The organism is Microbacterium sp. NPDC056736, assembly GCF_042790415.1.
Classification (GTDB): Bacteria; Actinomycetota; Actinomycetes; order Actinomycetales; family Microbacteriaceae; genus Microbacterium.
This window is the reverse complement of record NZ_JBHTZE010000001.1, coordinates 502,102-527,904: the sequence shown is the minus strand read 5'-3', so window position 1 is coordinate 527,904 and position 25,803 is coordinate 502,102. Positions and strand designations below refer to the sequence as shown.

The 25,803-nt window shown below is 70.9% G+C and carries 22 protein-coding genes and 3 tRNA genes; 11 read left to right on the top strand and 14 right to left on the bottom strand.

Annotated elements, in window-relative coordinates; genetic code table 11:
* Positions 1 to 3 precede the first annotated feature (3 nt).
* The 3 genes from ACFRAL_RS02435 to ACFRAL_RS02425 form a co-directional block, all read right to left on the bottom strand.
* Positions 4 to 2,688: an FtsX-like permease family protein gene (locus ACFRAL_RS02435; RefSeq protein WP_378879339.1), complete on the bottom strand. Its 2,685-nt coding sequence runs from the start codon at positions 2,686 to 2,688 to the stop codon at positions 4 to 6.
* The gene (locus tag ACFRAL_RS02430; RefSeq protein WP_378879336.1) at positions 2,685 to 5,054 is read right to left on the bottom strand and encodes an FtsX-like permease family protein; all 2,370 of its coding nucleotides are present in this window, start codon (positions 5,052 to 5,054) and stop codon (positions 2,685 to 2,687) included. The genes ACFRAL_RS02435 and ACFRAL_RS02430 overlap by 4 nt, the downstream gene beginning before the upstream one ends.
* A gap of 154 nt (positions 5,055 to 5,208) precedes the next feature.
* A tRNA-Leu gene (locus ACFRAL_RS02425) sits at positions 5,209 to 5,292 on the bottom strand.
* 155 nt (positions 5,293 to 5,447) lie between these two features.
* Here ACFRAL_RS02425 and ACFRAL_RS02420 point away from each other — a divergent pair.
* From ACFRAL_RS02420 to pknB, 7 genes are all read left to right on the top strand, one after another.
* On the top strand, positions 5,448 to 6,206 hold the full coding sequence (locus ACFRAL_RS02420) for an FhaA domain-containing protein (RefSeq protein WP_378879333.1): 759 nt from the start codon (positions 5,448 to 5,450) through the stop codon (positions 6,204 to 6,206).
* Positions 6,203 to 6,742: an FHA domain-containing protein gene (locus ACFRAL_RS02415; protein WP_378879330.1), complete on the top strand. Its 540-nt coding sequence runs from the start codon at positions 6,203 to 6,205 to the stop codon at positions 6,740 to 6,742. Before ACFRAL_RS02420 ends, ACFRAL_RS02415 begins: the two co-directional genes overlap by 4 nt.
* An 18-nt stretch (positions 6,743 to 6,760) precedes the next feature.
* Complete coding sequence (locus ACFRAL_RS02410) at positions 6,761 to 7,999, top strand: PP2C family serine/threonine-protein phosphatase (RefSeq protein WP_336393989.1); 1,239 nt, start codon at positions 6,761 to 6,763, stop codon at positions 7,997 to 7,999.
* Positions 7,996 to 9,390 (top strand): FtsW/RodA/SpoVE family cell cycle protein, encoded by a 1,395-nt coding sequence (locus tag ACFRAL_RS02405; RefSeq protein ID WP_336393990.1) that lies wholly within the window; start codon positions 7,996 to 7,998, stop codon positions 9,388 to 9,390. The genes ACFRAL_RS02410 and ACFRAL_RS02405 overlap by 4 nt, the downstream gene beginning before the upstream one ends.
* 1 nt (position 9,391) lies before the next feature.
* Positions 9,392 to 10,852, top strand: a complete 1,461-nt coding sequence (locus ACFRAL_RS02400) for a penicillin-binding transpeptidase domain-containing protein (protein WP_336393991.1) — start codon at positions 9,392 to 9,394, stop codon at positions 10,850 to 10,852.
* Positions 10,849 to 12,573: a serine/threonine-protein kinase gene (locus ACFRAL_RS02395; protein ID WP_378879324.1), complete on the top strand. Its 1,725-nt coding sequence runs from the start codon at positions 10,849 to 10,851 to the stop codon at positions 12,571 to 12,573. The genes ACFRAL_RS02400 and ACFRAL_RS02395 overlap by 4 nt, the downstream gene beginning before the upstream one ends.
* Positions 12,574 to 12,663: 90 nt before the next feature.
* A complete protein-coding gene (gene pknB, locus ACFRAL_RS02390; protein WP_336393993.1) occupies positions 12,664 to 14,358 on the top strand; it encodes a Stk1 family PASTA domain-containing Ser/Thr kinase in 1,695 nt (564 codons plus the stop codon).
* Between the two features lie 24 nt (positions 14,359 to 14,382).
* On the opposite strand, the gene ACFRAL_RS02385 is transcribed toward pknB, so the two are convergent.
* The 3 genes from ACFRAL_RS02385 to ACFRAL_RS02375 are packed head-to-tail and all read right to left on the bottom strand — an operon-like array spanning position 14,383 to position 16,030.
* The gene (locus ACFRAL_RS02385; protein WP_378880215.1) at positions 14,383 to 15,033 is read right to left on the bottom strand and encodes an anthranilate synthase component II; all 651 of its coding nucleotides are present in this window, start codon (positions 15,031 to 15,033) and stop codon (positions 14,383 to 14,385) included.
* An 8-nt stretch (positions 15,034 to 15,041) separates the two neighbouring features.
* Positions 15,042 to 15,227 (bottom strand): hypothetical protein, encoded by a 186-nt coding sequence (locus ACFRAL_RS02380; RefSeq protein ID WP_336395025.1) that lies wholly within the window; start codon positions 15,225 to 15,227, stop codon positions 15,042 to 15,044.
* On the bottom strand, positions 15,227 to 16,030 hold the full coding sequence (locus ACFRAL_RS02375) for a class E sortase (RefSeq protein ID WP_378879321.1): 804 nt from the start codon (positions 16,028 to 16,030) through the stop codon (positions 15,227 to 15,229). Before ACFRAL_RS02375 ends, ACFRAL_RS02380 begins: the two co-directional genes overlap by 1 nt.
* 55 nt (positions 16,031 to 16,085) lie before the next feature.
* Here ACFRAL_RS02375 and ACFRAL_RS02370 point away from each other — a divergent pair, with 55 nt between their 5' ends.
* A complete protein-coding gene (locus ACFRAL_RS02370) occupies positions 16,086 to 16,325 on the top strand; it encodes a cell division protein CrgA (RefSeq protein WP_336393996.1) in 240 nt (79 codons plus the stop codon).
* A gap of 182 nt (positions 16,326 to 16,507) precedes the next feature.
* On the opposite strand, the gene ACFRAL_RS02365 is transcribed toward ACFRAL_RS02370, so the two are convergent.
* A complete protein-coding gene (locus tag ACFRAL_RS02365; protein WP_336393997.1) occupies positions 16,508 to 17,401 on the bottom strand; it encodes a rhomboid family intramembrane serine protease in 894 nt (297 codons plus the stop codon).
* 9 nt (positions 17,402 to 17,410) lie between these two features.
* Positions 17,411 to 17,983 (bottom strand): peptidylprolyl isomerase, encoded by a 573-nt coding sequence (locus ACFRAL_RS02360; RefSeq protein WP_336393998.1) that lies wholly within the window; start codon positions 17,981 to 17,983, stop codon positions 17,411 to 17,413.
* Between the two features lie 93 nt (positions 17,984 to 18,076).
* Here ACFRAL_RS02360 and ACFRAL_RS02355 point away from each other — a divergent pair, with 93 nt between their 5' ends.
* Together ACFRAL_RS02355 and ACFRAL_RS02350 are read left to right on the top strand one after the other, a co-directional pair.
* Positions 18,077 to 18,592: a DNA helicase gene (locus ACFRAL_RS02355; protein ID WP_336393999.1), complete on the top strand. Its 516-nt coding sequence runs from the start codon at positions 18,077 to 18,079 to the stop codon at positions 18,590 to 18,592.
* Positions 18,585 to 19,082 (top strand): YbaK/EbsC family protein, encoded by a 498-nt coding sequence (locus ACFRAL_RS02350; protein WP_336394000.1) that lies wholly within the window; start codon positions 18,585 to 18,587, stop codon positions 19,080 to 19,082. The genes ACFRAL_RS02355 and ACFRAL_RS02350 overlap by 8 nt, the downstream gene beginning before the upstream one ends.
* Before the next feature lie 52 nt (positions 19,083 to 19,134).
* On the opposite strand, the gene ACFRAL_RS02345 is transcribed toward ACFRAL_RS02350, so the two are convergent.
* The 3 genes from ACFRAL_RS02345 to ACFRAL_RS02335 form a co-directional block, all read right to left on the bottom strand.
* A complete protein-coding gene (locus tag ACFRAL_RS02345) occupies positions 19,135 to 19,575 on the bottom strand; it encodes an NUDIX hydrolase (protein ID WP_336394001.1) in 441 nt (146 codons plus the stop codon).
* Positions 19,576 to 19,658: 83 nt separating this feature from the next.
* Positions 19,659 to 19,731, bottom strand: a tRNA-Ala gene (locus tag ACFRAL_RS02340).
* An 11-nt stretch (positions 19,732 to 19,742) separates the two neighbouring features.
* Positions 19,743 to 19,816, bottom strand: a tRNA-Ile gene (locus tag ACFRAL_RS02335).
* A 73-nt stretch (positions 19,817 to 19,889) separates the two neighbouring features.
* Between ACFRAL_RS02335 and ACFRAL_RS02330 the strand changes: the two genes are divergently transcribed.
* Entirely contained in the window at positions 19,890 to 20,615 is a 726-nt protein-coding gene (locus ACFRAL_RS02330) for a VIT family protein (RefSeq protein ID WP_378879315.1), read from the top strand.
* A gap of 56 nt (positions 20,616 to 20,671) precedes the next feature.
* On the opposite strand, the gene ACFRAL_RS02325 is transcribed toward ACFRAL_RS02330, so the two are convergent.
* The 3 genes from ACFRAL_RS02325 to gyrB are packed head-to-tail and all read right to left on the bottom strand — an operon-like array spanning position 20,672 to position 25,789.
* Positions 20,672 to 21,076, bottom strand: a complete 405-nt coding sequence (locus tag ACFRAL_RS02325) for a DUF3566 domain-containing protein (RefSeq protein ID WP_336394003.1) — start codon at positions 21,074 to 21,076, stop codon at positions 20,672 to 20,674.
* Entirely contained in the window at positions 21,073 to 23,703 is a 2,631-nt protein-coding gene (gene gyrA, locus ACFRAL_RS02320; protein ID WP_336394004.1) for a DNA gyrase subunit A, read from the bottom strand. Before gyrA ends, ACFRAL_RS02325 begins: the two co-directional genes overlap by 4 nt.
* 49 nt (positions 23,704 to 23,752) lie before the next feature.
* Complete coding sequence (gene gyrB / locus ACFRAL_RS02315; protein ID WP_336394005.1) at positions 23,753 to 25,789, bottom strand: DNA topoisomerase (ATP-hydrolyzing) subunit B; 2,037 nt, start codon at positions 25,787 to 25,789, stop codon at positions 23,753 to 23,755.
* Between the last annotated feature and the right edge of the window lie 14 nt (positions 25,790 to 25,803).

Below are 25,803 nucleotides of genomic sequence, written 5' to 3'. Positions count from 1 at the left end.
GCCCTATCCTTCCTCCACAGTGCGCAGCGCGCCCGCCGCGCCGACGCGCCGCGACACGACGAGAGCCAGCGCGGTGAGCAGAACTGCGGCGACGACGAAGCCCCCGAGGGTCAGCGCCAGGATGCCCGGGTCCAGAGCATACGCGGGCGCCACGGACGACCCCGTGAACGGCCGCAGGTCGACGGCGGCCATGACCACGACGGGCACCACCGCGCCGAAGACGGTTCCCGCGATGATCGCGGCGACAGCCGGCGGACCGATCTCCCACAGCGCGAGCGATGTCGCAGAGCGGGGCCGCGCGCCGAGGGTGCGCAGCAGGGCGAGCAGTCGCGCCCGCGGCGCTGCGGCGAGCGCCAGCGTCATGACGATGGCCAGCGCGCTGAGCAGCGCCGCGGTCCCGGTCGCGATGAGCAGCGCCGCCCGCACGCCCTGCACCGCCGGTCCCGACTCGATGCCGCCGGCGACCTGAGAGACGGTGTCGATGCGGACCCCCTGCCCCAGTACGGTCCGCACGCCCTCTGCGACGGCATCGGCGTCGGCCTCGGCATCGAGCGTGAGGAGCAGGGTGCGGGCACTGGAGACGCTGCCGAGCACGGCCTCCGCGGCGGTCGAGTCGATCAGCACCCAGTCCTCACGCGCGCCGATGGGGACGGGCCCGCGTGTCACACCCACGACCTCGGCCGCCACGCCGTCCAGGAGCAGGTCGTCCGGGCTGCCGATCTCCTGCGCGGCCGCCGCCGAGGCGACGAGCGGCAGGGGCTCCGCGCCGGGGCGCGGCGTGATGCCGGGCGGCAGCATCCCCGGTCCGTCGCCCTGCACCTCGCGCAGCGTCGCCGTGTCGGCGACGAAGACGACGGTGCTCTCGTCCACACCGTCGATGTCGAGCCGCGCCGGCTCCCCGCCGGAGAGCCACGCCACGGCGGCGACCCCATCGACGCCGGAGACGCGCTCGCGCTGCTCCTGCGTGAACACGAAACCCGCCACGCGCATGTCGGCGCCGATCCGCGCACGCGAGGCGTCGGCCACGCCGGTCTGGAGGGCCGAGAGCAGGATGCCGCTGGAGACGGCGACCGAGACGCCGACCACGAGCGCGAGCACCGGCGTGAGCCCGATGGAAGGCTCGCGCAGCGCGCGGGCCGACCCGAGGAAGCCGTCGAGCTCCGCGCCGGCGCGCGCACGGCGGAACACCGCCCGCAGGGGGATCGGGTAGAGCCGGAGCGTCACCAGGCACGCCACCAGCGCGAGGAGGAGCGGGGTCGCCGCGAGGAGCACGTCGACGCCGTCCGAGTAGCCGCGCACGAACAGGAGGGTGAGCGCGAGCAGAGCGAGGACGACGACGGCGCCCTCGGTGATGCCGCGCAATCGCGAGCCGCGGCGACCGAGATCGGCGCGAAGGGGTCGTTCGGCGGCCGACGGAGCCAGGACGGCGAGGATCCCGATCGGCGCGAGGCCGAGGAGGAGGACGGGCACGAGCGCAGCCGGAGTGGGAGGGATGCCCACCAGCACGCCGACGAGGAGCGCCGCCGTTGCGCCCAGCAGCGCCGGGATCGTGCCCCACAGCACCGCCTCGGTGCCCACGAGGCGCCGCAGCTGTGCGGTGGAGGCGCCGCGCGCCGACAGCAGCCGCATGCTGGACCGCCGGCCCTCGAGGATGAGCCGGCATGCCAGCACCAGCACCGCCGCGGCCACTCCCGCCGGTCCCGCGACCAGCATGGCGATGACGCCCACGGTGGCGTCCTGCTGCGCGAGCGCCGACTCGAGCTCGGCCGTCATCTCCGCTTCGAAACGCACCCCCAGGATGCCGGGGCCACCGGCAGTCGTGCCGATCACCTGCGAGACGGAGGTGAGCCTGCGGAGGGCGGCGGCGGCCTGCTCGGCGTCGTCGGCGGCGATGGCCGCGACGTCGGCCGGGAACCAGGCGTCCGTCGTCTGGGCCGTCGAGAAGCGGTACGCGTCGGCGAGCGCCGCCGGGTGTGCGAATCCGGTGCCGGTGACCAGCCGCGGCGCATTGCCGTCGTCGAAGATGTTCGGCTCGCGCACCGAGGTCGCGTGCTGCCAGAAGTCGTCGCCCTCATCGACCGGCTCGAAGGCTCCGACCAGGTGGAAACGGATCGGCTCTTGCGCCGGCCCGCCGATCGTGCGCGCCTCGCCGACGGGCCACTCCATCTCGGCGGCCGTGTCGACGGAGAGCACGATCTCGACGCTCGCGCCCTCGCCCGCCGAGGGCTTCGGCAGTCGACCCTCCACGACGGTCACGCGCTCCGAGAAACCCGGCGAGTGAGCGACGGAGAGCTGACGCGTCCTCGGATCCTCGGCGAGGGGCGCGGGGGCCGTGCGCGCGATCGCGACGGGAGCGCCGAGCACGGCCGGCAGCGGCCGCTCGGCGGTGGAGCGCACGCGCTCGAGCTCGCCGAGGAAGGGCGCCCAGACCTCGTCGGTCTCGAGGGACAGTCCATCCCCGCCGATCTGCGGCAGCCCCGGCGTGGTGGAGACGACGTCCCGCACGGTCGGCGACAGCGTGTCGATCCGGTCGCGCACAGTGGCGTCGCCGAGCTGAGCGAGCGCGAGCGGTGCGGCCGTCGCGAGCAGCGACAGCACCAGCACGAGCAGGCCGAGGATCGCGCCGCCTCCCGCATGCGAACGCAGGTGGTGCGCCACCAGGGCGCGCGTCGAGACGCGGCGGCTCATCGCGCCTCCTCGCCGACCGTGGCCGTGCGCGCATCCCGCACCGCGCCGGCTGCGGCGAGCGCGACGATCGCCGCAAGGCCCAGAAGAAGCAGGGCCAGCCCGAGCAGGAGCGGCGGCCAGGCCAGCGTGACGCCGGTCGGCAGCGGCAGGACGCCGGGCGTCACGGCGCGCACGATCCCCGGAACGACCAGCCACGAGGCGAGCAGTCCGGCCGGGACCCCCAGCAGGAGAGCCGCGCCCAGCACGCCGCCCAGCTCGGCCGCGCGCATCGCGCCCTGGCGTCGCGGCGTCACCCCGAGGGCGCGCAGCACGCCCAGCTCGCGGCGGCGCGCGAGCGCGAGGGTCTGGACGATCGCGAACGCCGCGACCAGCGCGAGCACTGCGGCCCCCGCCGTGGCGATCCACCACGCGGGGATGAGCGCGCCCACGAGGGCGGCGGCGGTGCCGGGAGCGGCCGTGGCGACGGGCCGATCGCCCAGGACGGCGCTGTACTCGTGGACGGATGGCGCACCCGACGCCCACACCGAGTTCGGCGGCACGATGGAGGTGCCGCGCTGCAGCTGCGAGACCAGGAGGTTCTCGAGCGGGGCGAACACGGCGACCGGGCTCGTCGCGCCGGGGACCGCCGACACGATGGCGGACACCACGGCGCCCCCGCGCCGACCGGTGCCGTCGTAGCGGAACTCGAACGCATCGCCCTCGGCCAGGCCGAGCCGGGCCGCGAACGCCGTCGTGACCACGGCCGCGAGGGGCGGCGCATCGCCGCCGCTCGCCAGCACGCCACCGTCGGCCAGCCACACGACGGCGTCCCGCGAACCGTCACCCAGCATCACCTCTCCCGCGGCGTCCAGCGCCGAACCCCCGAGCGCCTCGACCTGCGTGAGCTCGACCGTCACCGTGCGGTCGGCGAACGTCGGGCCGGTGCCGGCAGCCAGTGCGAGCAGTCGCCACGGCGCGGTGCCGGGCGGCAGCGACGCCTCGGCGGTGAGCACCACCGTGCCGTCCGTCGCCGGCTGCAGGCCGGTCTCGTCGAGGGCGACCGCAGCCGGCGCCCCGGTGTCGTCGATGAAGACCGCGAAGACCGTGACCGAGGGGAGGGACGCGGGGCCCGAGAGCAGCGCGCGGACCCGGATGCCGCGCGCGGCCTCGCCCAGTGGCAGCGGCTGCGCGGCAACGGCGTCGGGCACCGTCGCCGCGGCGGCCAGGGCGGCCTTGTCGACCAGACCGCCGGCCGCGGCGACGACGGGTCCGACCGCGGGAAGGGGCACCGCCACCAGCGGGGCGGTGGTCTCGCCGACCTCGAGGAGGGCCGTCAGCGCGGGGGCCGCGGCATCCACCCCCTCCACTTCCGCGGCGGCGGCGACGTCGCCGGGCGACACGGACTGCGGTGAGGTGTCCACGCGCAGGTCGGCGCCGGCGCGCAGCGCCGACGAGTCCGACGTCATCGCGCGCCAGGTCGCGGAGTAGGCGGAGGCGAACACCGTCAGCGAGACCGCGAGCACGACCAGCAGCACGGCCACCGCGTACACCGGAAGGCGGCGGGCGACCTGCCGGGCCGGGTATGCGGGCTCGAGCGACGGGATCGCGGCGGCGGCTCCGGTCCATGCGGCCGCACCGGCGCCGAAGACGGCCAGCGCCAGGATCGCTCCCGCCAGCAGCAGGACGGCGGGAGCGACGGCGACGATCGGGTCGAACCCGGCGCCCCGGCCCTGCGGCAGCTGCCACACGACCAGCGCCGCGGCCAGCAGCACCACGACCACGAAGGCGCCTGTCGTCGCACCCGCGGCGCGAGCGGTGGTGCGGCGCCGCTCGCCTCGGCGCAGGGCGACCGTGAACACGGCCACCAGCGCGACGGCGAGAGCCGTCGCCCACGGCCACTGCAGCAAGACGTCCGCCGGACCGGAACCGGTGACCGCGGCGGCCGCGGCGGCGAGGACGACGCCCATGAGCGCACCGGCGACGGCGATCGACGCGCCCTCGGCAGCGTCGGCGGTCCACCCCTGCGCGCCGGAGAGGCCACGCGCACGGATGGCCGCCGTCTCCTGCTCCCGCGCCGTGGCGACGAGGCGGGCCAGCTGCGCGACGGCGGTGCCGGCGAGGAGCGCGACCAGGATCACCAGAGCGGGAACGGCGGAGGCGAGGGCGGCGGCGCCCTCCGCGACCTGTGCGGCGACGACGTCGGGCTCGACTCCGGGAGGCGCGGGCGTTCCCGCCGCGGCGACCGCGCGGGCGAGCGTCGCCGGCAGCAGGCACACCGTGGCGACCGCGACGGCGACGGCAGCCGCGGCGCTCACGAGCAGCCCGGCGCGCGCACGACCACGGGCCGCGAGCAGCCGCACGGAGGAGACGGCGCGGCGATCGGGCATGGGCTCGGTCCTCCGCGGTTCGTCTGGCGCTGACGTGGGCTGCCTCCGAACCTAACCGACGCGGGCGGCGAGCCGCGATCGGGCGGGCCCTCCCGGCTCGGCCGAGAAACGCAAAGGCCCGTGGGGCCCCTTCCGGGACCTCACGGGCCTGCTGTGCGCGAGGGGGGAGTTGAACCCCCACGCCCTTTCGGGCACTGGCACCTGAAGCCAGCGCGTCTGCCTATTCCGCCACTCGCGCGAGCCGCGGGATCCAGATCCCGCGAAACTCAACTTCCCGAGGATATCATGCGTCGCCGCCGGGTCCGAACTCGCCTGGTCGCGTGGGCGATCCACGACGGGTACAGGCTGTGCAACTAGCATGTAGCAACCGGCACCCCCCTCAAGAGGAGCTCCGTGGGACTACTTGACAGCTTCGAGAAAGGTCTCGAACGCGCCGTGAACAGCGCGTTCGCCAAGACCTTCCGCAGCGGCATCCAGCCCGTCGAGATCGCATCGGCCCTGCGCAGCGAGCTCGACAAGAAAGCCGCGGTGGTCAGCCGGGATCGCATCCTCGCGCCGAACACCTTCACGGTGTTGCTCTCGCCGGCCGACGACGACCGCATGTCGAACCTCGGCGACGCGCTCACGCACGAGCTCGACACGCTCGTGCACAAGCACGCCAAGGCGCAGGGCTACTCCTTCGCCGGACCCGTCTCGATCTCGCTGCGGCGCGACGACCAGCTCTCCACCGGCACGCTGCGGGTGGAGTCCTCCGCCGCGCAGGGCGGACGGGTGGCATGGCGCGGCGTGCTCGACGTCGAGGGCCGCCGCATCCCGCTGACCAAGTCGCGGACGGTGATCGGACGCGGGAGCGACGCCGACATCACCGTCGCCGACTCCGGCACGAGCCGCAAGCACGTCGAGATCCTGTGGGACGGCGAGCGCGCGATGGTCCGCGACCTGAACTCGACCAACGGCACGATGCTCGATGGCCGCAAGGTGACCGAGGGCGCGCTCGCGCCGGACTCGACGGTTCGCATCGGCCGCACCGACATCGTCTTCCGCGTGGTCGCGCAGGCCGCCGCGCCACGCCCCGCCGCGCCCGCCGAGGACGCCACCCGCGTCTTCGACGCGCCGCCGTACGACGCGCGGGAGAGGGGGCCGCTGGCATGAGCGAGCTCACCCTGCTCCTGCTGCGCATCGGCTTCCTGGTGCTGCTGTGGGCGTTCGTCTTCGGCGTGGTCTACTCGCTGCGCGCCGACCTGTTCGGCGTGAAGGTCAGGCGGATGCCGGATGCCGCAGCCGCTGCAGCCGGGCCGGCCTCAGCGCCCGCCGCCCCGGCCTCGGCCGCGACGTCGGCCGTCGGGCAGGCCGCCCCACCGCTCCCGCCGACGCCGCGCGGACCGGCGACCACCTCGACCGCGGCGCGCATCGTGATCACGAGCGGGCCGAAGACGGGGCTCGAGCTGCCCCTGGGCAACGAGCCGCTCACGATCGGCCGGTCGAGCGAGTCGGGGCTCGTCGTGCGCGATGACTACACGTCCAGCCACCACGCGCGTCTGGTGCTGTGGGGCGACCAGTGGATGATCCAGGACCTCGACTCGACGAACGGCACCTGGCACGACGGCGCGCGCGTGACCGCCCCGGTCCCCGTGAACCTCGGCGCTCCGATCAAGGTCGGTGCGACGACGTTCGAGCTGCGGAAGTAGCGGGCGGACTCCTCGCACATGGTCTTCCAGGGCTCGAGCGCCGCCATCTCGCACACCGGCAAGGTGCGCTCCAACAATCAGGACTCCGGCTATGCCGGCTCCAACCTGTTCGTGGTCGCCGACGGCATGGGCGGGCATGCGGGCGGCGATGTCGCCTCCAGCCTCGCGATCGCGCGGCTCGAGGCCCTCGACCGGCCGTACGACTCGACGGCCGAGGCCGAACGGGCGCTGCGGGACGCCATCGCCGACGCCGCCGTCGACCTCATCGACACCGTGAACGTCCGGCCCGAGCTCGCCGGCATGGGCACGACCGTGAGCGCGCTCATCATGGTGGACGACTACGCCGTGATCGCCCACATCGGCGACTCGCGCATCTACCTCTACCGCGACGGCGCCCTGACGCAGATCACGACCGACCACACGTTCGTGCAGCGCCTCGTCGATTCGGGGCGCATCACACCGGAAGAGGCCCGCTACCACCCGCGCCGCTCCGTGCTGATGCGGGTGCTGGGCGACATGGACGCCGACCCGGAGCTCGACACCTTCATCATGCCGACGCAGCCGGGCGACCGCTGGCTGCTGTGCTCCGACGGGCTGTCGGGCGTCGTCGACGACCCGCACACCGCCAAGGCCCTCAGCCTCGGCCTGGCCCCCGGCCGGACGGCCGACACCCTGCTGAAGCAGGCCCTCGACGGGGGCGCCCCCGACAACGTCACGATCGTGCTCGTCGACGTCGGCGGGCAGCATCCGCTCTTCTCCGGCACGCCCACGATCGTCGGCTCCGCATCCAACCCGGTCGGCGTCGAGGTGCCCGCAGCCGCCCCGCGGCGGTCGAGCTGGCTGCACCCGAACCGCCAGGCGGCCAACGAGCCGACGCACTTCGAGCCGGCGGCCGAGTTCCTCGAGGAGCTCATCGAGGAGGACCGGCGCCGTGCCCGCCGCCGCCGTATCGGCTGGATCACGGGCGTTGCGCTCGTGCTCGCCCTGCTCGCCGGGGCCGCGTGGATCGGCTACCAGTGGACGCAGACCCGGTACTTCGTCGGCGCCGACGAGGACACCGTGGTCATCTATCAGGGCGTGCAGCAGAACATCGGACCCATCTCGCTGTCGACTCCGTACGAGGACACCGGCATCCCGCTGGACGATCTCTCGGACTTCGCGCGAGCGACCGTGGAGGGCACGATCTCGGCGAGCTCCCTCTCAGATGCGCGCCGTATCGTCGCCGACATCAGCGACTTGGCGGGAGGAGCCGGATGAGCGCGTCCACGAGCACGCCCGCGGATCCGGTCGCGGCCGACACCGCGGTGATCCGCGCGCTGCGCCGCCTGCGCGTGCCGCAGACGCAGCGCAACCGCGAGCTGGCCCTGCTGGTGTTCGCCTTCCTCATCAACGGCTCGGCGGTGGCCCTCGTCCAGCTCGGTGCGCTCGGCGCGATCGACTGGACCTTCCTCGTCTACTGCGGGGGGCTGACCGCGCTGGTCATCGCGCTGCACATCCTGCTGCGCCTGCGCGCCCGCGCCGCGGATCCCTTCGTCGTGCCGATCGCGACCATCCTCACGGGTCTCGGACTCGCGATGATCTACCGACTCGACCTGCACTGGGACCGCCACGGCTGGAACGCGTACTCCACGAGGCAGCTGGCGTGGGCGGCGATCGCTCTGGTGGCGGCGATCCTCGTGGTGATGTTCCTGCGCAACTACCGGGTGCTGTTCCGGTACACGTACATCTTCGGCTTCGTCGGCATCCTGCTGCTCATCCTGCCGATCATCCCGGGCCTCGGAACGGACGCCAACGCCGACGTATGGGTCTCGCTCGGGTTCTTCTCGTTCCAGCCGGGCGAGCTGGCCAAGATCGCGCTGGGCATCTTCTTCGCCGGATACCTGGTGCGCACCAGGGAGAGTCTGACCTCGACGGGCACCCGCTTCCTCGGCATCACGTGGCCGCGGGCGCGCGAGCTCGGACCGCTGCTGGTGATCTGGCTCGTCTCGCTCGGCATCATCGTCATGCAGCGCGACCTCGGCACGGGCCTGCTCATCTTCGGGATGTTCGTCGCGATGCTCTACGTCGCGACGGGCAAGACGAGCTGGGTGCTCATCGGCGTGCTGCTGGCCGCCGCCGGCGCGGCCCTGGCGTCGCAGGTGCTGCCGTACGTGCAGGGGCGCTTCCGCAACTGGCTGGACGCGTTCAACCCCGAGCTGATGGACAACTCCAGCTACCAGCTGGTGAACGGCCTGTTCGGCATGGCCAACGGCGGCCTCATCGGCACGGGACTCGGTCAGGGAAGGCCCTACCTGACACCCGTCGCCGAGAGCGACTACATCCTCCCGGCGCTCGGCGAGGAGCTCGGCCTCATCGGCGTCTTCGCGATCCTGTGTCTCTACATGGTGTTCACCAGCCGCGGCATCCGCATCGGACTGGCCGGCCAGGACGACTTCGGAAAGCTGCTGGCGACCGGGCTGTCGTTCACCATCGCGCTGCAGGTGTTCATCATGGTCGGCGGGGTCACGCGCCTCATCCCGCTCACGGGCCTCACCACGCCGTTCCTCGCGGCGGGCGGGTCGTCGCTCGTGGCGAACTGGATCATCGTCGCGCTGCTGCTGCGCATCTCGGACGCGGTGCGCAGCCGTCCGCGGGTGGTGATCGGCTGACATGACGAAAGAACTCCGTCGCCTCAGCATCCTGATGCTGCTCATGTTCCTCGCCCTCTTCGCGTCCACGAGCTGGATCCAGGTGATCCAGTCGGACGAGCTGGGCGCGAACCCCGAGAACCGCCGCGCGCTGTACGACTCGTACGAGGTGCAGCGCGGGTCGATCATCGCGAGCGGCTCGGCGATCGCCTCGTCCGTGGCATCCGACGACCTCTACAGCTGGCAGCGGGTGTACACCGACGCCGCCATGTGGGCGCCGGTCACCGGCTACATCAACCCGGCGCTCAACTCGGCCACCGGGATCGAGCAGGCGATGAACCAGCAGCTCAGCGGCACCGCGGGCTCGCAGTTCCTCTCCCGCCTGGAGCGCATCTTCACCGGACAGCCGCCCCGCGGGTCGAACGTCGTGCTGTCGCTGGATGCCGACGTGCAGCGCGCGGCCTTCGAGGCGCTCGGCGACCTGCAGGGCGGCGTGATCGCGATCGAGCCGTCGACCGGCCGCGTGCTCGCACTCGTGACGAGCCCGAGCTACGACACCAACGTGCTGGCCTCGCACGACACCGAACAGGTGAACGCGACCTACGACGAGCTCGTCGCCGACCCCGGCATGCCCCTGTCCAATCGCGCCATCGCGGGCGACCTGAACCCACCGGGCTCGACCTTCAAGCTGGTGACGGCGTCGGCTGCGCTGGCCTCCGGCGAGTACACGCCGGACTCGCAGCTGCCGAACCCGGCGACGTACCAGCTGCCGCAGTCCAGCAGCGTGGTGCACAACGCCAGCGGCGGGACGTGCGGTCCCGGTGAGACGGTGTCTCTCGCGGACGCCCTCCGGCTCAGCTGCAACATCCCGTTCGCGGAGCTCGCGGTCGAGCTCGGCGACACCGCGATCCGCGAGGAGGCGGAGAAGTACGGCTTCAACGTCCCGGTGGAGATCCCGCTCGTCTCGACGCCGTCGGGCTACCCGCGCACGATCCAGGACGACGCCCAGACGGCGCTGAGCGGCTTCGGTCAGGGCCAGGTGACCGCGACTCCCCTGCAGATCGCGATGGTGTCGGCGGGCATCGCCAACGGCGGGATCGTCATGAACCCCCGCATGGTCGACCGCGTGATCGGACCGGATCTCTCGGTCCAGCAGACATTCGAAGACACCGAATTCGGGCGGGCTCTCGACGCCGATCTCGCAGAGGAGCTGGTCGCCATGATGGTCGCCAATGTCAGTGACGGCGCTGCGTCGGGTGCAAGAATAGACGGAGTCGACGTGGCCGGTAAGACCGGTACCGCGGAGAACGGAACCGGCGAACCATACACGCTGTGGTTCACCGGGTTCGCACCCGCGCAGAGCCCGGAAGTCGCCGTCGCCGTCGTCGTGGAAGACGGCGGCGGGCAAGGACAATCGGGCAGCGGCAACACCATCGCCGCTCCTATCGCGAAGAAGGTCATGGAGGCGGTGCTGGGACGATGAGACCGACGCAGGGCGTGACCTTCGGCGGCCGCTACGAACTCGACTCGCGCATAGCGATCGGCGGCATGGGCGAGGTCTGGGAGGCGACAGACCACGTCATCGGACGCACGGTCGCAATCAAGATCCTCAAAGACGAGTACATGGGCGATCCCGGGTTCCTGGAGCGCTTCCGCGCCGAGGCCCGGCATGCCGCGCTGGTCAACCACGAGGGCATAGCGAGCGTGTTCGACTACGGCGAGGAGAACGGCAGCGCGTTCCTGGTCATGGAGCTCGTTCCCGGCGAGGCGCTGTCGACGATCCTCGAGCGCGACGTGTCGCTCTCGACCGACAAGACCCTGGATGTCGTCGCGCAGACCTCCGCCGCCCTGCAGGCCGCGCACGCCGCGGGGCTCGTGCACCGCGACATCAAGCCCGGCAACCTGCTCATCACGCCGGACGGGCGCGTCAAGATCACCGACTTCGGCATCGCACGCATCGCCGACCAGGTGCCGCTCACCGCGACGGGCCAGGTGATGGGCACCGTCCAGTACCTGTCGCCCGAGCAGGCCTCCGGTCACCCGGCCTCGCCGGCCACCGACATCTACTCGCTGGGCATCGTCGCGTACGAGAGCCTCGCCGGGAAGCGTCCCTTCACCGGTGAGTCCCAGGTGGCGATCGCCATGGCGCAGATCAACGAGCAGCCGCCGCCGCTTCCGGCCACGGTCGCCGCCCCCGTGCAGAACCTCGTCATGGCGATGATCGCCAAGAAGCCGGAGGACCGGCCCGCGTCCGCCGCCGCCGTGGCGCGCGCCGCGACCGCGCTGCGGCGCGGAGACGTGGCCGCCGCGGCCGCGGCCGTGCCCGCCATCGCGGGCGGAGCCGTCGCGGCCGATGCGACGACGCAGCTCCTGGGTGCCGGGGCCGACGCCGGCGCGGCGACACGCATCCTGGCGACCCCGGTCGAAGAGGTCGTGACCGACGAGCCGGCCGAGAAGAAGAAGCGCAGCCCGTGGACGTGGCCGCTGATCGCGCTCATCGCGCTGCTGCTGCTCGTGCTGGCCGGCACGATCTGGGCGGTCATCGCCAACCAGGACACGCCGACCCCCGAACCGACGCGCAGCTCGCCGTCGGCCACCCCGACCCCGACGAACACGCCGACCCCGACGCCGACCACGGCGAACGTCGTCGCGGCGGACTACATCGGCTCGGACTGCGCCACGGCCTCCGCCGCGCTGGACGGGTTGGGCCTGGGTGCGACGTGCGCCGAGGGGAACGCCGCTCCCGATCAGCCGAGCGAGGGCAAGGTCTACGACGTCAGCCCGACGGGCAACGTCCAGCTGGGCACGGTCATCGAGCTGACGGTGTATGCCGGCCAGACCCCGATGCCCACGCCCACCGCGCCGACGTTCCAGGGCTCGCCGCAGACGGTGGAGCCCGGGGGCGACCTGACGGTCATGTGGGAGGGCTACAGCTGCCCGCCGGGCACCGGATCGGTGAGCGCGTACACCTTCACGGTGCAGAACGGCTCCATCGCGAACGGCCCGAACTTCCCGCAGAACGCCCGCAACGCGACGGTCACCGCGGGCGACGCCGCCGGGCAGACCGTCATCGTCACCTACAACGTGACGTGCAGCGGCGGGTCGGCGGGCAACCGCACCTCGGGCGAGTCCGGCGAGGCGACGGTGCTCATCGAGGCGGCGACTCCGACACCCGACCCGACGGACGTGCTGGGCGACGGCTGAGCCTGAGTGAGTCCGGGGAGCGGGTCCGGTCGGCCGCGTGACCCGCTCTCGCTCGGATAGTCTGGCTTGTGTTCCAGGCAGGGAGTGACCGTGACAGCTGAGCCGCGTGTGCTTTCGGGGCGCTATCGCATCGACGAGCCCATCGGCCGCGGCGGAATGGCCAGTGTCTACCGTGGGTACGACCTGACGCTGGGCCGCGAGGTCGCGATCAAGGTCCTGGATCGCGAGCTGGCCGACGACAATGCCTTCCGCACCCGGTTCCGCCTCGAGGCGCAGGCGGCCTCCCGCATGGCCCACCCGACGATCGTGCGCGTCTACGACGCCGGCGAGGACTCCCTCACCACGCCCGACGGCACGCTGCGCCCGGTTCCGTTCATCGTGATGGAGCTCGTCAAGGGGCGCCTGCTCAAAGAGATCATCTCCTCCGGCCCGGTTCCGGTGACGGATGCCGTCCGCTACGTCGACGGCATCCTCGAGGCTCTCGAGTACTCGCACCGCGCGGGTGTCATCCACCGCGACATCAAGCCGGGCAATGTGATGGTGACCGACGCCGGCCAGGTGAAGGTCATGGACTTCGGCATCGCGCGCGCGGTGTCGGACGGCTCGTCCACGGTGGCCGAGACCACCCAGATCCTCGGGACCGCCGCCTACTTCTCGCCGGAGCAGGCCAAGGGGGAGCCCGTCGACGCACGCGCCGACGTGTACTCCACCGGCGTGGTGCTGTACGAGCTGCTCACCGGACGCCAGCCGTTCCGCGGCGAGTCGCCGGTCGCCGTGGCGTATCAGCACGTCAGCGAGGCGCCGGTGCCGCCCTCGGAGGTCAACGAGACCGTCCCGCGCGCCCTCGACACCGTCGCGCTCCGCGCGCTCGCGAAGGACCCGTTCCAGCGCTACCAGGACGCCGCCCGCTTCCGGGAGGCGCTGGACGCGACGGTCGACGGCCGCGAGCCGTCCAAGCGCCAGGTCGGCGCACTCACCAGCGAGCTGTACGGTCCCAACCCGCGTCAGGCGGCCGAGACCGCCCGGTCGCTGCGTCAGCTCAGCACCGACACCACGATGAAGCGCACCCAGGCCGGCCCGCCGGTCGCGTGGATCTGGGCGGGCGTCGGGCTGCTCGCGGTGCTGCTCATCTCGCTGCTGTTCTGGGTGCTCTCGATCCAGCCGGGCGACGACATGCCCGCCAACGTGCGGGTCGTGCCGAACGTCGAGGGGATGACCTACGAGAGGGCCAACGAGGAGCTCGCCGAGAGCGATCTGCTGGCGTTCCGCGTCGACGAGGAGAACACGGCCGTCCCCGAGGGCAACGTCATCCGCACCGATCCCGAGGCCGGCACGTCGGTCGAGCCCGAGCAGCAGGTGCGGGTGTACGTCTCCAGCGGCCAGGAGATGGCGACCGTGCCCACGCTGACGGGGCTGGCGCAGGATGCCGCGATCGCGGCCCTCACCGACGCCGGTCTGGTGCTCGGCACGATCACGACGCAGAACGACGCCGGTCTCACGGCCGGCACCGTCATCTCGAGCGATCCGGCAGACGCGGCGAGCGTTCCGCAGGGCACCACGGTGAACCTCGTCGTCGCCTCAGGACGCGTCGCGATCGACGATGTGCGCGGGTACACGCTGGATGCGGCGACGCGCGAGCTGGAATCGGCGGGACTCACGGTCATCCCGGCGGAGGACCCGAACTGCCCGGGCGCCGATCCGGCGACCGTCCAGTCCCAGTCCCTCCCGCCGGGCGACGTGCCCGTGCGATCCGAGATCACCCTCACGTACTGCTCGGGGTCGTAGGCGAAGACCCGACGCCGGACGCGCCTACGCGCCCTGGCCGCGCGCGCCCCGTCGCGGGCTCAGCGCCGCGCCGCGGGTCGCGGCATCCGCGTATCCGACGGAGGCGAGCCAGTTGCCCAGCAGCCGGTACCCGCCGTCGGTGAGCACGCTCTCGGGGTGGAACTGCACACCGAGGACGGGAGCGGTCCGGTGGGCGATCCCCATGATGACGCCGCTGTCGGTGCGGCTGGTCACGACGAGGTCGTCCGGGACCGTCTCGGGCACGATGGCGAGGGAGTGGTACCTGGTCGCGGTGAAGGGATCGACGAGTCCGGCGTAGAGCGCGGAGCCGTCGTGATGGACCTGCGACGTGATGCCGTGCATGAGCTCGGGGGCGTGATCGACCCGCGCGCCGAAGGCCTCGCCGATGGCCTGGTGTCCCAGGCACACGCCGAGGAGAGGAATGCCGGCCTCCGCCGCGGCGCGGACCACGTCGATCGACGCCCCCGCGTCGGCCGGGGTCCCCGGGCCGGGCGACACCAGGACCCCGGGGCGCCCGGCGATGTCGCGCGCGGGGTCGGCGATGCGGTCCGCCTCGACGAGGTCGGTCTCGGCACCGAGCTCGTGCAGGTACCCGATGAGGGTGTGGACGAAGCTGTCGTGGTTGTCGACGACCAGGACCGGCGCCGCCGGCATCGCCGAGGTCATGACCTCCGCCCGTCCGCGACGCCGGCGAGGGCGACGGTGACCTCCTGCGGGTTGACGAACTGGCTCACCCACGGGAAGACGTGGAAGAGGAGTCCGTACAGCGCCGCGGCGACGAGCACCACGAGGATCAGCACCCGCACCCACCAGGGGCCGGGAAGCACATGCCACAGCGCCGCGTACATCACGCCACCGCCTGCAGGGACGCCGGCTCGCCGGCCGTGCGCGGCGTGAACGATTCGAACACCCCGTACGCGACGATGCGCTCGGTCATCGCGAACATGGGGCTGCAGCTGGTGAGGGTGATGTATGCAGTACCGGCGGGGACGTCCGCCGCCTGCGGCACCGGTAGCAGCACCTCCACCTCGCTCGGCGTCACGTACTGGAGGGTGCGGAATCGGTAGGTGAACCACCCCTCGGGCGTCTCGACGACGATGGCGTCGCCCAGGCGGAGCTCGGCGATGCGGTTGAACGGCTTGCCCCACGTCGTCCGGTGTGAGGCGACGGCGAAGTTCCCCGGCTGGCCGGGCATCGACGTGCCCGGGTAGTGTCCGATCCCGATGGGGTCCAGCGTGCGCGCCCGCGTCACGCCGCCGGCGACCGGCACCGCATAGTCGTCACCGAACCGCGGGATGCGCATGACCGCGAAGGTCTCGGCGTCGGCGGGTTCGGCGAGGACCGGGGGAGCGGCCGTGACGGGGCCGGCGGGTTCGGAGGCGGGCTCGTCGGTCTCATCGGTCGCAGCGGGGGCCGGCGGTGCGGGCACGCCCCCCTCCTTCGCCCACTCCTGCGACAGCGAGGAGCCCGTGGCGTTGCGCTCGGCACCGTAGATCATGTCGCCGACCCACAGCTGCCACACGACGTAGAGCAGCACGATGACGCCCGCGGTGATGAGGAGCTCGCCGATGACGCCCACGACCGACGGGCGCCGCGCCGGGCGCGCACTCGTCCCCGCGACGCGGCCGGAGGGTGCCACCGCTTCATCCACAGGGGGATTCTCGCACGCACGGGTTCACACCGACGGCCAGGCTAGACTTCTCTGCATGGCACGACCCGGCAAAGACGACGACCCGCTCGTCGAGCGCGCAGAAGGCGAAGCCGCACCCAACCCGGTGTGGTTCAAGCCGATCATGATCGGACTGATGCTCATCGGTCTCGTGTGGATCCTCGTGTTCTACCTGAGCGGAATGGCGTGGCCCATTCCCGGCATCGGTGCGTGGAACCTGGTGATCGGCTTCGGCATCGCCTTCATCGGCTTCCTCATGACGACACGCTGGCGCTAGCGCGTCGCCAGCAGAAGCCCCGGTCTCTGATGACCGGGGCTTTTCCGTGTGCCGATGCCGTCCGTCGTGGCATCCGACGGTTGTTAACAACCCTGTTAACAGGTGTGAATTACACAGGTGTGATTCTCCCCACCTGTGGATGAACCTGTGGATAAGTCCACCCGGCCGCTCGAACGGGCAGGCTACAGGAGGATCAGCGAGGGGAAGACGACGGGCACGAACAGCAGTGCCACGAGTCCTGCGCCGACGACGACGAGCAGGCCGATCTGCAGGCCGCGCTGACGCACCGCACGCGTGCGCGTGAAGATGAACGCCACGAGCAGGCCCACCAGAAGGCCGCCGATGTGCGCCTGCCACGAGACGTTGAAGCCGGGGATGAACCCGATGACCAGGTTGACGCCCAGCACGATCGCGATCCCCGCGATGTTCGCGCCGATGTGGCGGCCGATCACCAGCAGCGCGCCGAACAAGCCGAAGATCGCTCCGGATGCCCCGACCACGGGTGTCGTGAACGACAGCAGCGTGACCGCCACGGAGCCGCCGAGCGTGCTGAGGACATAGAGGGTGAGGAATCGCCAGCGACCGAGCAGCGGCTCGAGGCTGCGGCCGATCATCCACAGCGCCAGCATGTTGAGGCCGACGTGCCAGAACCCGGAGTGCACGAGCGAGACGGTGACGAGCCGCCACGGCTGGAATTCACCGTTGAACTGCGGGTAGAGCGCGGGGGCCCAGTAGAGGAGCGCGCCCTGCACCGCGTCGCCGACGCCGCCGGGGATCAGCGACAGCAGGAAGACGAACGCGGTCAGCGCGATGATCGTGTAGGTGACGACCGGCTGCCCGGCAGACGCCGACAGCGCCCGCGGGCGAGACCACCGACGCTCGGCCTTGCGCTGCGCAGGGGACTGCGCCTTCTGCTGGTCGCGCAGGCACTCCGGGCAGATCACGCCGACGGCGGCGGTGGTCTGGCACTCCGGACAGATCGTGCGCAGGCACCGCTGACAGAGCACGAAGCTCTGGCGATCGGGGTGCCGGTAGCAGAAGTTCTCGCGGTTGCGGCTGAGGTCGTCGGTGGTCACGCGCTGCGGTCAGACCGTGGCGACGTCGATCGACTCGATTACGACGGGCTCCACCGGACGGTCGCCGGCAGCGGTCGGGACCTCGCTGATGGCGTCGACGACGGCCTTCGACGCGTCGTCGGCGACCTCGCCGAAGATCGTGTGCTTGCCCTGCAGCCACTCCGGGCCGCGGCCGCCCTGACCGGGAACCGTGATGAAGAACTGCGAGCCGTTGGTGCCCTCGGGCTGGCCGGTGATGGCGTTGCGGCGAAGACCGGCGTTGGCCATGGCGAGCTTGTACGGCGCGGTGAAGGTGAGCTCGCCGTTGATCTCGTCGTTGAAGTTGTAGCCGGGACCGCCGACGCCCTGACCCAGCGGGTCGCCGCCCTGGATCATGAAGCCCGAGATGATGCGGTGGAAGATGACGTCCTTGTACAGGGGGCCCTCGCCGGGCTTGCCCGTCGCGGGGTGCGTCCACGCCTGCGAGCCGTCGGACAGGCCGATGAAGTTCTGCACCGTGCGCGGCGCGTGGTCGCCGAACAGGTTGACGACGATGTCGCCGTGGTTGGTGTGGATCGTTGCGACTGCGGTGTGAAGCGGCATTCATACATTGTCTCAGAGTTCCCTGCAACCCCTGCCGTCCGGGCGGAGGTCTGGCAAGATGAAGGAGACCGACATCCCCAAAGGGAGGGCACCGTGAGCCTCAGCCGCAAGCGCAAGAAGGAACTCGTGAAGCTGCAGAAGCAGGCCAGCAACCTGTGGGAGACGCAGCAGGTCCTGGTCGGAGAGGCGGCATCCATGGCCCGCGAGGCCAGCCGCCAGCTCGGCAACTACGGTCGCGAGCAGGTCAAGCCGCAGGTCCAGGCCAACTACGACCGCTACGCCGCGCCGTATGTCGACAAGGGCAAGAAGGTCGTCAACAGCACGATCATCCCCGCCGCCGGTGCCGTCATGGGCTCTGCGATGTCGGTGTGGGATGCCGCGAACGACACGCGCGAGCGTCTGGCGGGCGGGCGCGGCCTCGATCTCAAGGCATCGTTCCGCAAGGCGGCTCCCGAGCCCGTCAAGAAGGGCATCGGCGCCGGCGGCTGGATCGCCATCGTCCTGGGCGTCGCCGCGGCTGTCGGTGTGCTGTACGCGGCATGGCAGACGCTGCGTGCCGACGACGAGCTGTGGGTCGCGGACGACCCGCTGCGCGCGCCGGATGCCTGAGTCCGCGACCGACGAGAGTTCCACCGGCACCGACCGCGTCCGCGCGGCCGCTGCCGCGCGCGGTCTGGCGATCGAGATCCGCGAACGCCCCGCGGCGAACAGCCTCCCGGAGGCGGCAGCCATCCTCGGCATCCCGCCGTCGGGGATCGTGAAGACGCTCGTGGTCAAGCGCAGCGACGACACGTTCCTGTTCGCGCTGATCCCGGGGGACCGCGCGATCTCGTGGCCGAAGCTGCGCGCCGTCGTGGGGGTGAACAAGCTCCAGTTGCCCGACCCGGCGCGCGCCCTGGCCGCGACCGGCTACGAGCGCGGCACCATCGTGCCGCTCGGCAGCACGCACGACTGGCCGGTCTACGCCGACAGCGCGATCGTGGGTGAGCGCATCGCGATGGGCGCCGGCGCGCACGGTTACAGCATGTTCGTGGACGCCGACGATCTCATCGCCGCGTACGGGGCCACGGTCGCCGACATCTCGCAGCCGATCGACTGACGGCTCGAAGCGCCGCGCCGCTCGACCGGGCGGCCGCGTCCCCCGCCGGGCCTCAGCGTTTCCGGGGCAGTTCGATGCCGGCCATCTCGATCGCGATGTCAACGAGCTTCACGCGCTGGAGCCCTTTGACATCCGAGAGGGGGAACCACTCCGCCCGGTCGGTCGAGCCGTCCTGCTCGTGGCGCAGGCGTCCGCCGGTGACACGGGCGCGGTAGACGATGCGGAGGGTATGCAGCGGTGCCTCGGCCTGCGGCGTCAGCCGCCGCCCCGGCGGGATGACGCGGGAGTGGATGCCGAGAAGTCGCTCGATCGCGACCCGGTAGCCGGTCTCCTCCCGCACCTCGCGGCGCGCCGCCCGCTCGGGGTCCTCGCCGGGCTCCAGCCCGCCGCCCGGCATCGTCCACGCTGACCGGCGCCCTTCGTTCCAGTGGGCGAGCAGGATCCGGTCATCGTCATCGACGATCACCGCGTAGGCAGCGACGCGGAGGTCCATGATTCACCCTAACCGCGGGGCGGTCGTGAGAACGAGAAGCCGGCCCTGGTCGGGACCGGCTTCGTGTGGAGGTGCATCTTCTGTGGAGCCTAGGAGATTCGAACTCCTGACATCCTGCTTGCAAAGCAGGCGCTCTACCAACTGAGCTAAGGCCCCGGGGCTTACGGTGGGGCTACCAGGACTTGAACCTGGGACCTCTTCATTATCAGTGAAGCGCTCTAACCGCCTGAGCTATAGCCCCGTCGTCGCGGCGCTTGCGCCCCGCAACCTCCAAGACTTTACCCGACGGATGGCGATTTCACGAATCGGGCTGGTTGACTGGTGCCGTGACCACGAACGCGCACCCGGACGAGCCCCACGGCGCAGGAGTGGGGCAGCGACTGAACTGGTTGCGCGCGGGCGTCCTCGGCGCCAATGACGGCATCGTCTCGGTCGCGGCGCTCGTCGTCGGCGTCGCCGGCGCGACCACCGACACCGGCGCTCTCTTCACCGCCGGCATCGCCGGGCTCGTCGGCGGCGCGATCTCGATGGCGCTCGGCGAGTATGTGTCGGTCAGCAGTCAACGGGACTCCGAGCGCGCCCTCATCGCCAAGGAGCGCGGTGAGCTGCGCGACATGCCCGAGGCCGAGCTGGACGAGCTGACCGGGCTGTACCGGGCCCGCGGCCTCTCGGACGCGACCGCCCGCCAGGTCGCCGAGGAGCTCACCGCGCACGACGCGCTGTCGGCACACCTGGAGGTCGAGCTGCACATCGACCAGGAGGACCTCGCCAACCCGTGGCACGCCGCGATCTCGTCGGCGATCGCATTCACGCTCGGCGCTCTGCTGCCGCTCTTGGCGATCCTGCTTCCGCCGCCGGAATGGCGGGTGCCCGTGACCTTCGTCGCGGTGCTGCTCGCCCTCGCCGCCACGGGCACGCTGTCGGCGGTCCTGGGCGGTGCGCCGCGCCTGCGCGCGGCCGCCCGGCTCGTCATCGGCGGCGCGCTGGCGCTCGCGGTGACGTGGATCATCGGCACGATGCTGGGCACGGCCGTCGTCTGACCCGCCAACGCGAAGCGCCGGCACCCGAATCGGATGCCGGCGCTCGGACGTTACGGTCAGTTGGAGGTGAACCCGACCAGCAGGCCGCCGGTCACCTTGACCGCGAGGTTGTAGATGCCCGCGATGACGGCGCCGAGGACGGTGACGACGACGAGGTTGAGGATCGCCACGACGGCCGAGAAGGCCAGCACCTGGGGGAAGCTCACGAAGTGCGACAGCAGGATGCTGCCGTCGGAGAAGCTCGAGAAGAACTCGTCCGCCTTCGCGATGAGGCCGGTGGTCTGCACCACCAGGAACACCATCACGAACGCCACGACGGTGACCACGGCGATCGCGATGGCGGCGAGGAAGGACAGCTTCACGGCCGACCAGAAGTCGATGTACACCAGGCGCAGGCGGACCTGCTTGGCGCTCGTCTTGTGGCTGGATTTCTTGGCGAGCTTGTCGGCTACTGTGCTCATGAGTCGGTGCTCTCTTCGGGGGTCTCGGGCGAGGCATCCGTCCCGGCGGGGACCTCGGGTGACGGGGCCTCTTCGGCGCCGTCGGCGGCTGCGTCGTCTGGTTCTTCGGCCAGGCCCCGTTCGCCGTTGCGTGCGATCGCGAGGATGCGATCGGCTTCGTCGGAGCGGGCGAACACGACTCCCATCGTGTCTCGACCCTTGGCGGGGACCTCGGCCACGGCAGAGCGTACCACCTTGCCGCTGGCAAGAACCACCAAGACCTCGTCGTCCTCCGAGACGATGAGACCGCCCGCGAGATCGCCGCGATCCTCGCTCAGCTTGGCCACCTTGATGCCCAGTCCGCCCCGGTTCTGCACCCGATACTGGTCGACCGAGGTCCGCTTCGCGTAGCCGCCCTCGGTGACCACGAAGACGAATCCCTCGTCGCTGGCGACGGATGCCGACAGCAGGCTGTCGCCCGCCCGGAAGTCCATGCCCTTCACGCCCGAGGTCGAGCGGCCCATGGGCCGCAGCGCCGAGTCGGTGGCGGAGAAGCGCAGCGACATGCCGTGCCGGCTGATGAGGAGGATGTCGTCGCCCTCGTCGACCAGCAGCGCGCTGACGACCTCGTCGTCGGGACCCGCGTCGGCGTCGCCGGTCTCGTCGGGCACCTGACCGCGGAGCCTGATCGCGATGATGCCGCCCTGGCGGTTGGTGTCGTATTCGCTGAGGCGCGTCTTCTTCACCAGGCCGTTGCGGGTCGCGAGCACGAGGTAGGTCGCCACCGAGTAGTCGCGGATGTCGAGGATCTGCGCGATCTCCTCGTCGGGCTGCAGCGCGAGGAGGTTGGCGACGTGCTGGCCCTTCGCGTCGCGACCGGCCTCCGGCACCTCGTACGCCTTCGACCGGTACACGCGACCCTTGTTCGTGAAGAACAGCAGCCAGTGGTGGGTCGTCGTGACGAAGAAGTGCTCGACGACGTCGTCGGCGCGCAACTGGGCGCCCTTGACGCCCTTGCCGCCGCGGTGCTGCGACCGGTAGTTGTCGCTGCGCGTGCGCTTGATGTAGCCGTCGCGCGTGACGGTGACCACCATCTCCTCTTCGGGGATGAGGTCCTCCACCGACATGTCGCCGTCGTAGCCGGGCAGGATGTGGGTGCGGCGCTCGTCGCCGAACTTCTCCACGATGCTGGTCAGCTCGTCGCGCACGATCGAGCGCTGGCGCGCCGGCTTGACGAGGATGTCGTTGAGATCGGCGATCTTCGCCTCGAGGTCGGTCGCCTCGTCGACGATCTTCTGACGCTCGAGGGCTGCCAGGCGGCGCAGCTGCATCTGCAGGATCGCGTCGGCCTGGATGTCGTCGATCTCCAGCAGCGACTTCAGTCCCTCGCGCGCGTCGTCCACGGTCGGCGACCGGCGGATGAGCGCGATGACCTCGTCGAGGGCGTCGAGCGCCTTGAGGTAGCCGCGCAGGATGTGCATGCGCTTCTCGGCCTCGCGGAGCCGGTAGGTCGTGCGACGCACGATGACGTCGATCTGGTGCTCGATCCAGTACGACACGAAGCCGTCGAGCGGGAGAGTACGCGGCACGCCGTCGACGATCGCGAGCATGTTCGCGCCGAAGTTCTCCTGCAGCTGCGTGTGCTTGTACAGGTTGTTCAGCACGACCTTCGCGACGGCATCCCGCTTGAGCACCACCACGAGGCGCTGCCCGGTGCGGTCACTGGTCTCATCGCGGATGTCGGCGATCCCGGTGATCTTGCCCTCGCGGGCCAGATCGCCGATCTTCACCGCGAGGTTGTCGGGGTTGACCTGGTACGGCAGCTCGGTGATGACGAGGCAGGTGCGACCCTGGATCTCCTCGATGGAGACGACCGCACGCATGGTGATCGAGCCGCGCCCGGTGCGGTAGGCCTCGCGGATGCCCTTCGTGCCGAGGATCTGCGCACCCGTCGGGAAGTCGGGGCCGGGGATGCGCTCCATGAGCGCCTCGAGCAGCTCCTCGCGCTTGGCCTCCGGGTTGTCCAGCGCCCACAGCGCACCCGCCGACACCTCGCGGAGATTGTGCGGCGGGATGTTGGTCGCCATGCCGACCGCGATGCCGACCGAGCCGTTGACCAGCAGGTTGGGGAAGCGCGCCGGCAGGACGGACGGCTCCTGGGTCTGGCCGTCGTAGTTGTCCTGGAAGTCGACGGTCTCTTCTTCGATGTCGCGCACCATCTCGAGCGCGAGCTGAGCCATCTTCGTCTCGGTGTACCGCGGGGCCGCAGCGCCCATGTTGCCGGGCGAGCCGAAGTTGCCCTGGCCCTGGGCCAGCGGGTAGCGCATCGACCATGGCTGCACGAGGCGTACGAGCGCGTCGTAGATCGCCGTGTCGCCGTGCGGGTGGTACTGGCCCATCACCTCGCCGACGACGCGCGCGCACTTCGAGAACGACTTGTCGGGGCGGAAGCCGCCGTCGTACATGCCGTACAGGACGCGCCGGTGCACGGGCTTGAGGCCGTCGCGCACGTCGGGCAGCGCGCGGCCGATGATGACCGCCATCGCGTAGTCGAGGTAGCTGCGCTGCATCTCCAGCTGCAGGTCGACCTGGTCGATACGGCCGTGCTCGTGTTCGGCGTTCGGGTCGGGACGCTCTTCGTCTGCCATGTGTGTCTTTCGTGTTCTCCGTGAACCGGTGCGTGGACCTGTCCGCGGCTCAGATGTCGAGGAAGCGGACGTCCTTGGCGTTGCGCTGGATGAACGTGCGGCGGGATTCGACGTCCTCGCCCATCAGCACCGAGAAGATCTCGTCGGCGGCCGCCGCGTCGTCGATGGTCACCTGGCGGAGCGTCCGCGTGCGGTGGTCCATCGTCGTCTCCCACAGCTCCTTGGCGTTCATCTCACCGAGGCCCTTGTAGCGCTGGATGCCGGAATCCTTGGGGATCCGCTTGCCGCCTGCCAGTCCGTCCTCCAGCAGCGCGTCGCGCTCCTTGTCGGAGTACACGTACTCGTGCGCGGAGTTCGACCACTTCAGGCGGTACAGCGGGGGCATGGCGAGGTAGACGAAGCCGGCCTCGATGAGTCCGCGCATGTACCGGAACAGCAGCGTCAGCAGCAGCGTGGTGATGTGCTGGCCGTCGACGTCGGCATCCGCCATCAGCACGATCTTGTGATACCGCGCCTTGCCGATGTCGAAGTCCTCGCCGATGCCCGTGCCGAAGGCCTGGATCATCGCCTGGACCTCTTTGTTGGACAGCGCCTTGTCGAGGCGGGCGCGCTCGACGTTGAGGATCTTGCCGCGCAGCGCCAGGATCGCCTGCGTGTGCGGGTCGCGGCCCTGCACCGCCGAGCCGCCCGCCGAGTCCCCCTCGACGAGGAAGATCTCACTGATCGACGGGTCCTTGCTGGTGCAGTCCTTGAGCTTGTCGGGCATCGCGGCCGACTCGAACACGCTCTTGCGGCGGGCGGTCTCGCGCGCCTTGCGTGCGGCGAGGCGGGCGGAGGCCGCGTCGATCGCCTTGCGGATGACGTTCTTGGCCTGCGTCGGGTTGCGGTCGAACCAGTCGCCGAGCTTGTCGCCGACGACCTTCTGGACGAACGCCTTCGCCTCGGTGTTGCCGAGCTTCGTCTTGGTCTGCCCTTCGAACTGCGGCTCGGAGAGCTTCACCGAGATGACGGCCGTGAGCCCCTCGCGGATGTCCTCGCCGGTGAGGTTCTCGTCCTTCTCCTTGAGCATGTTCTGCCCGCGGGCGTATCGGTTGACCAGCGTCGTGAGGGCGGCGCGGAACCCCTCCTCGTGGGTTCCGCCCTCGTGCGTGTTGATCGTGTTGGCGAAGGTGAACACGTTCTCGGTGTAGCTCGTCGTCCACTGCATGGCCAGCTCGATCGAGATGTGGCGCACGGTGTCCTCGGACTCGACCTCGATGATCTCGTCGTTGACGACGTCCGCGTGGCGCACCTTGTTGAGGTGCTCCACGTAGTCCACGAGACCTCGCTCGTAGAGGAAGTCGTCGTGGCGGGGCTGCGGCTCACTCATTCCGTCGGCCGGGTCGTCGTCGGGCATGAGCGCCTGCGGCCGCTCGTCGCGCAGGCTGATCCGCAGTCCCTTGTTGAGGAACGCCATCTGCTGGAAGCGCGTGCGCAGCGTGTCGTAGTCGAACTCGACGGTGTCGAAGATGCCGGGGTCGGGCCAGAACGTGATGATCGTCCCGGTCTCGGTGCTCTCCTCGCCTCTCTCCAGCGGCGCCTGCGGCTGCCCGCCGTCGCGGTACGACTGCCGCCACACGTGGCCCTCGCGCCTGACCTCGACCTCGAGGCGGGTCGACAGCGCGTTGACGACGGAGGAGCCCACGCCGTGGAGGCCGCCCGAGACCGCGTAGCCGCCGCCGCCGAACTTGCCGCCGGCGTGGAGGACGGTGAGGACCACCTCGACGGTCGACTTGCCCTCGGTGCGGTGCATGCCGACCGGGATGCCGCGGCCGTTGTCGATGACGCGGACGGCGCCGTCCTCGAGGATCGTGACGCTGATCGCGTCGCAGTAGCCGGCGAGCGCCTCGTCGACCGAGTTGTCGACGATCTCGTAGACCAGGTGGTGCAGACCGCGTTCGCCGGTGGACCCGATGTACATGCCGGGTCGCTTGCGGACGGCTTCGAGGCCCTCCAGGACCTGGATGGCATCTGCCCCGTATTCGCTGGGAGCCCGGTCGGGCGTTTCGGGTTCCTCGGAAACGTTGTCGGGGTTGTCAGACGTCATCTTCGCGATGGCTC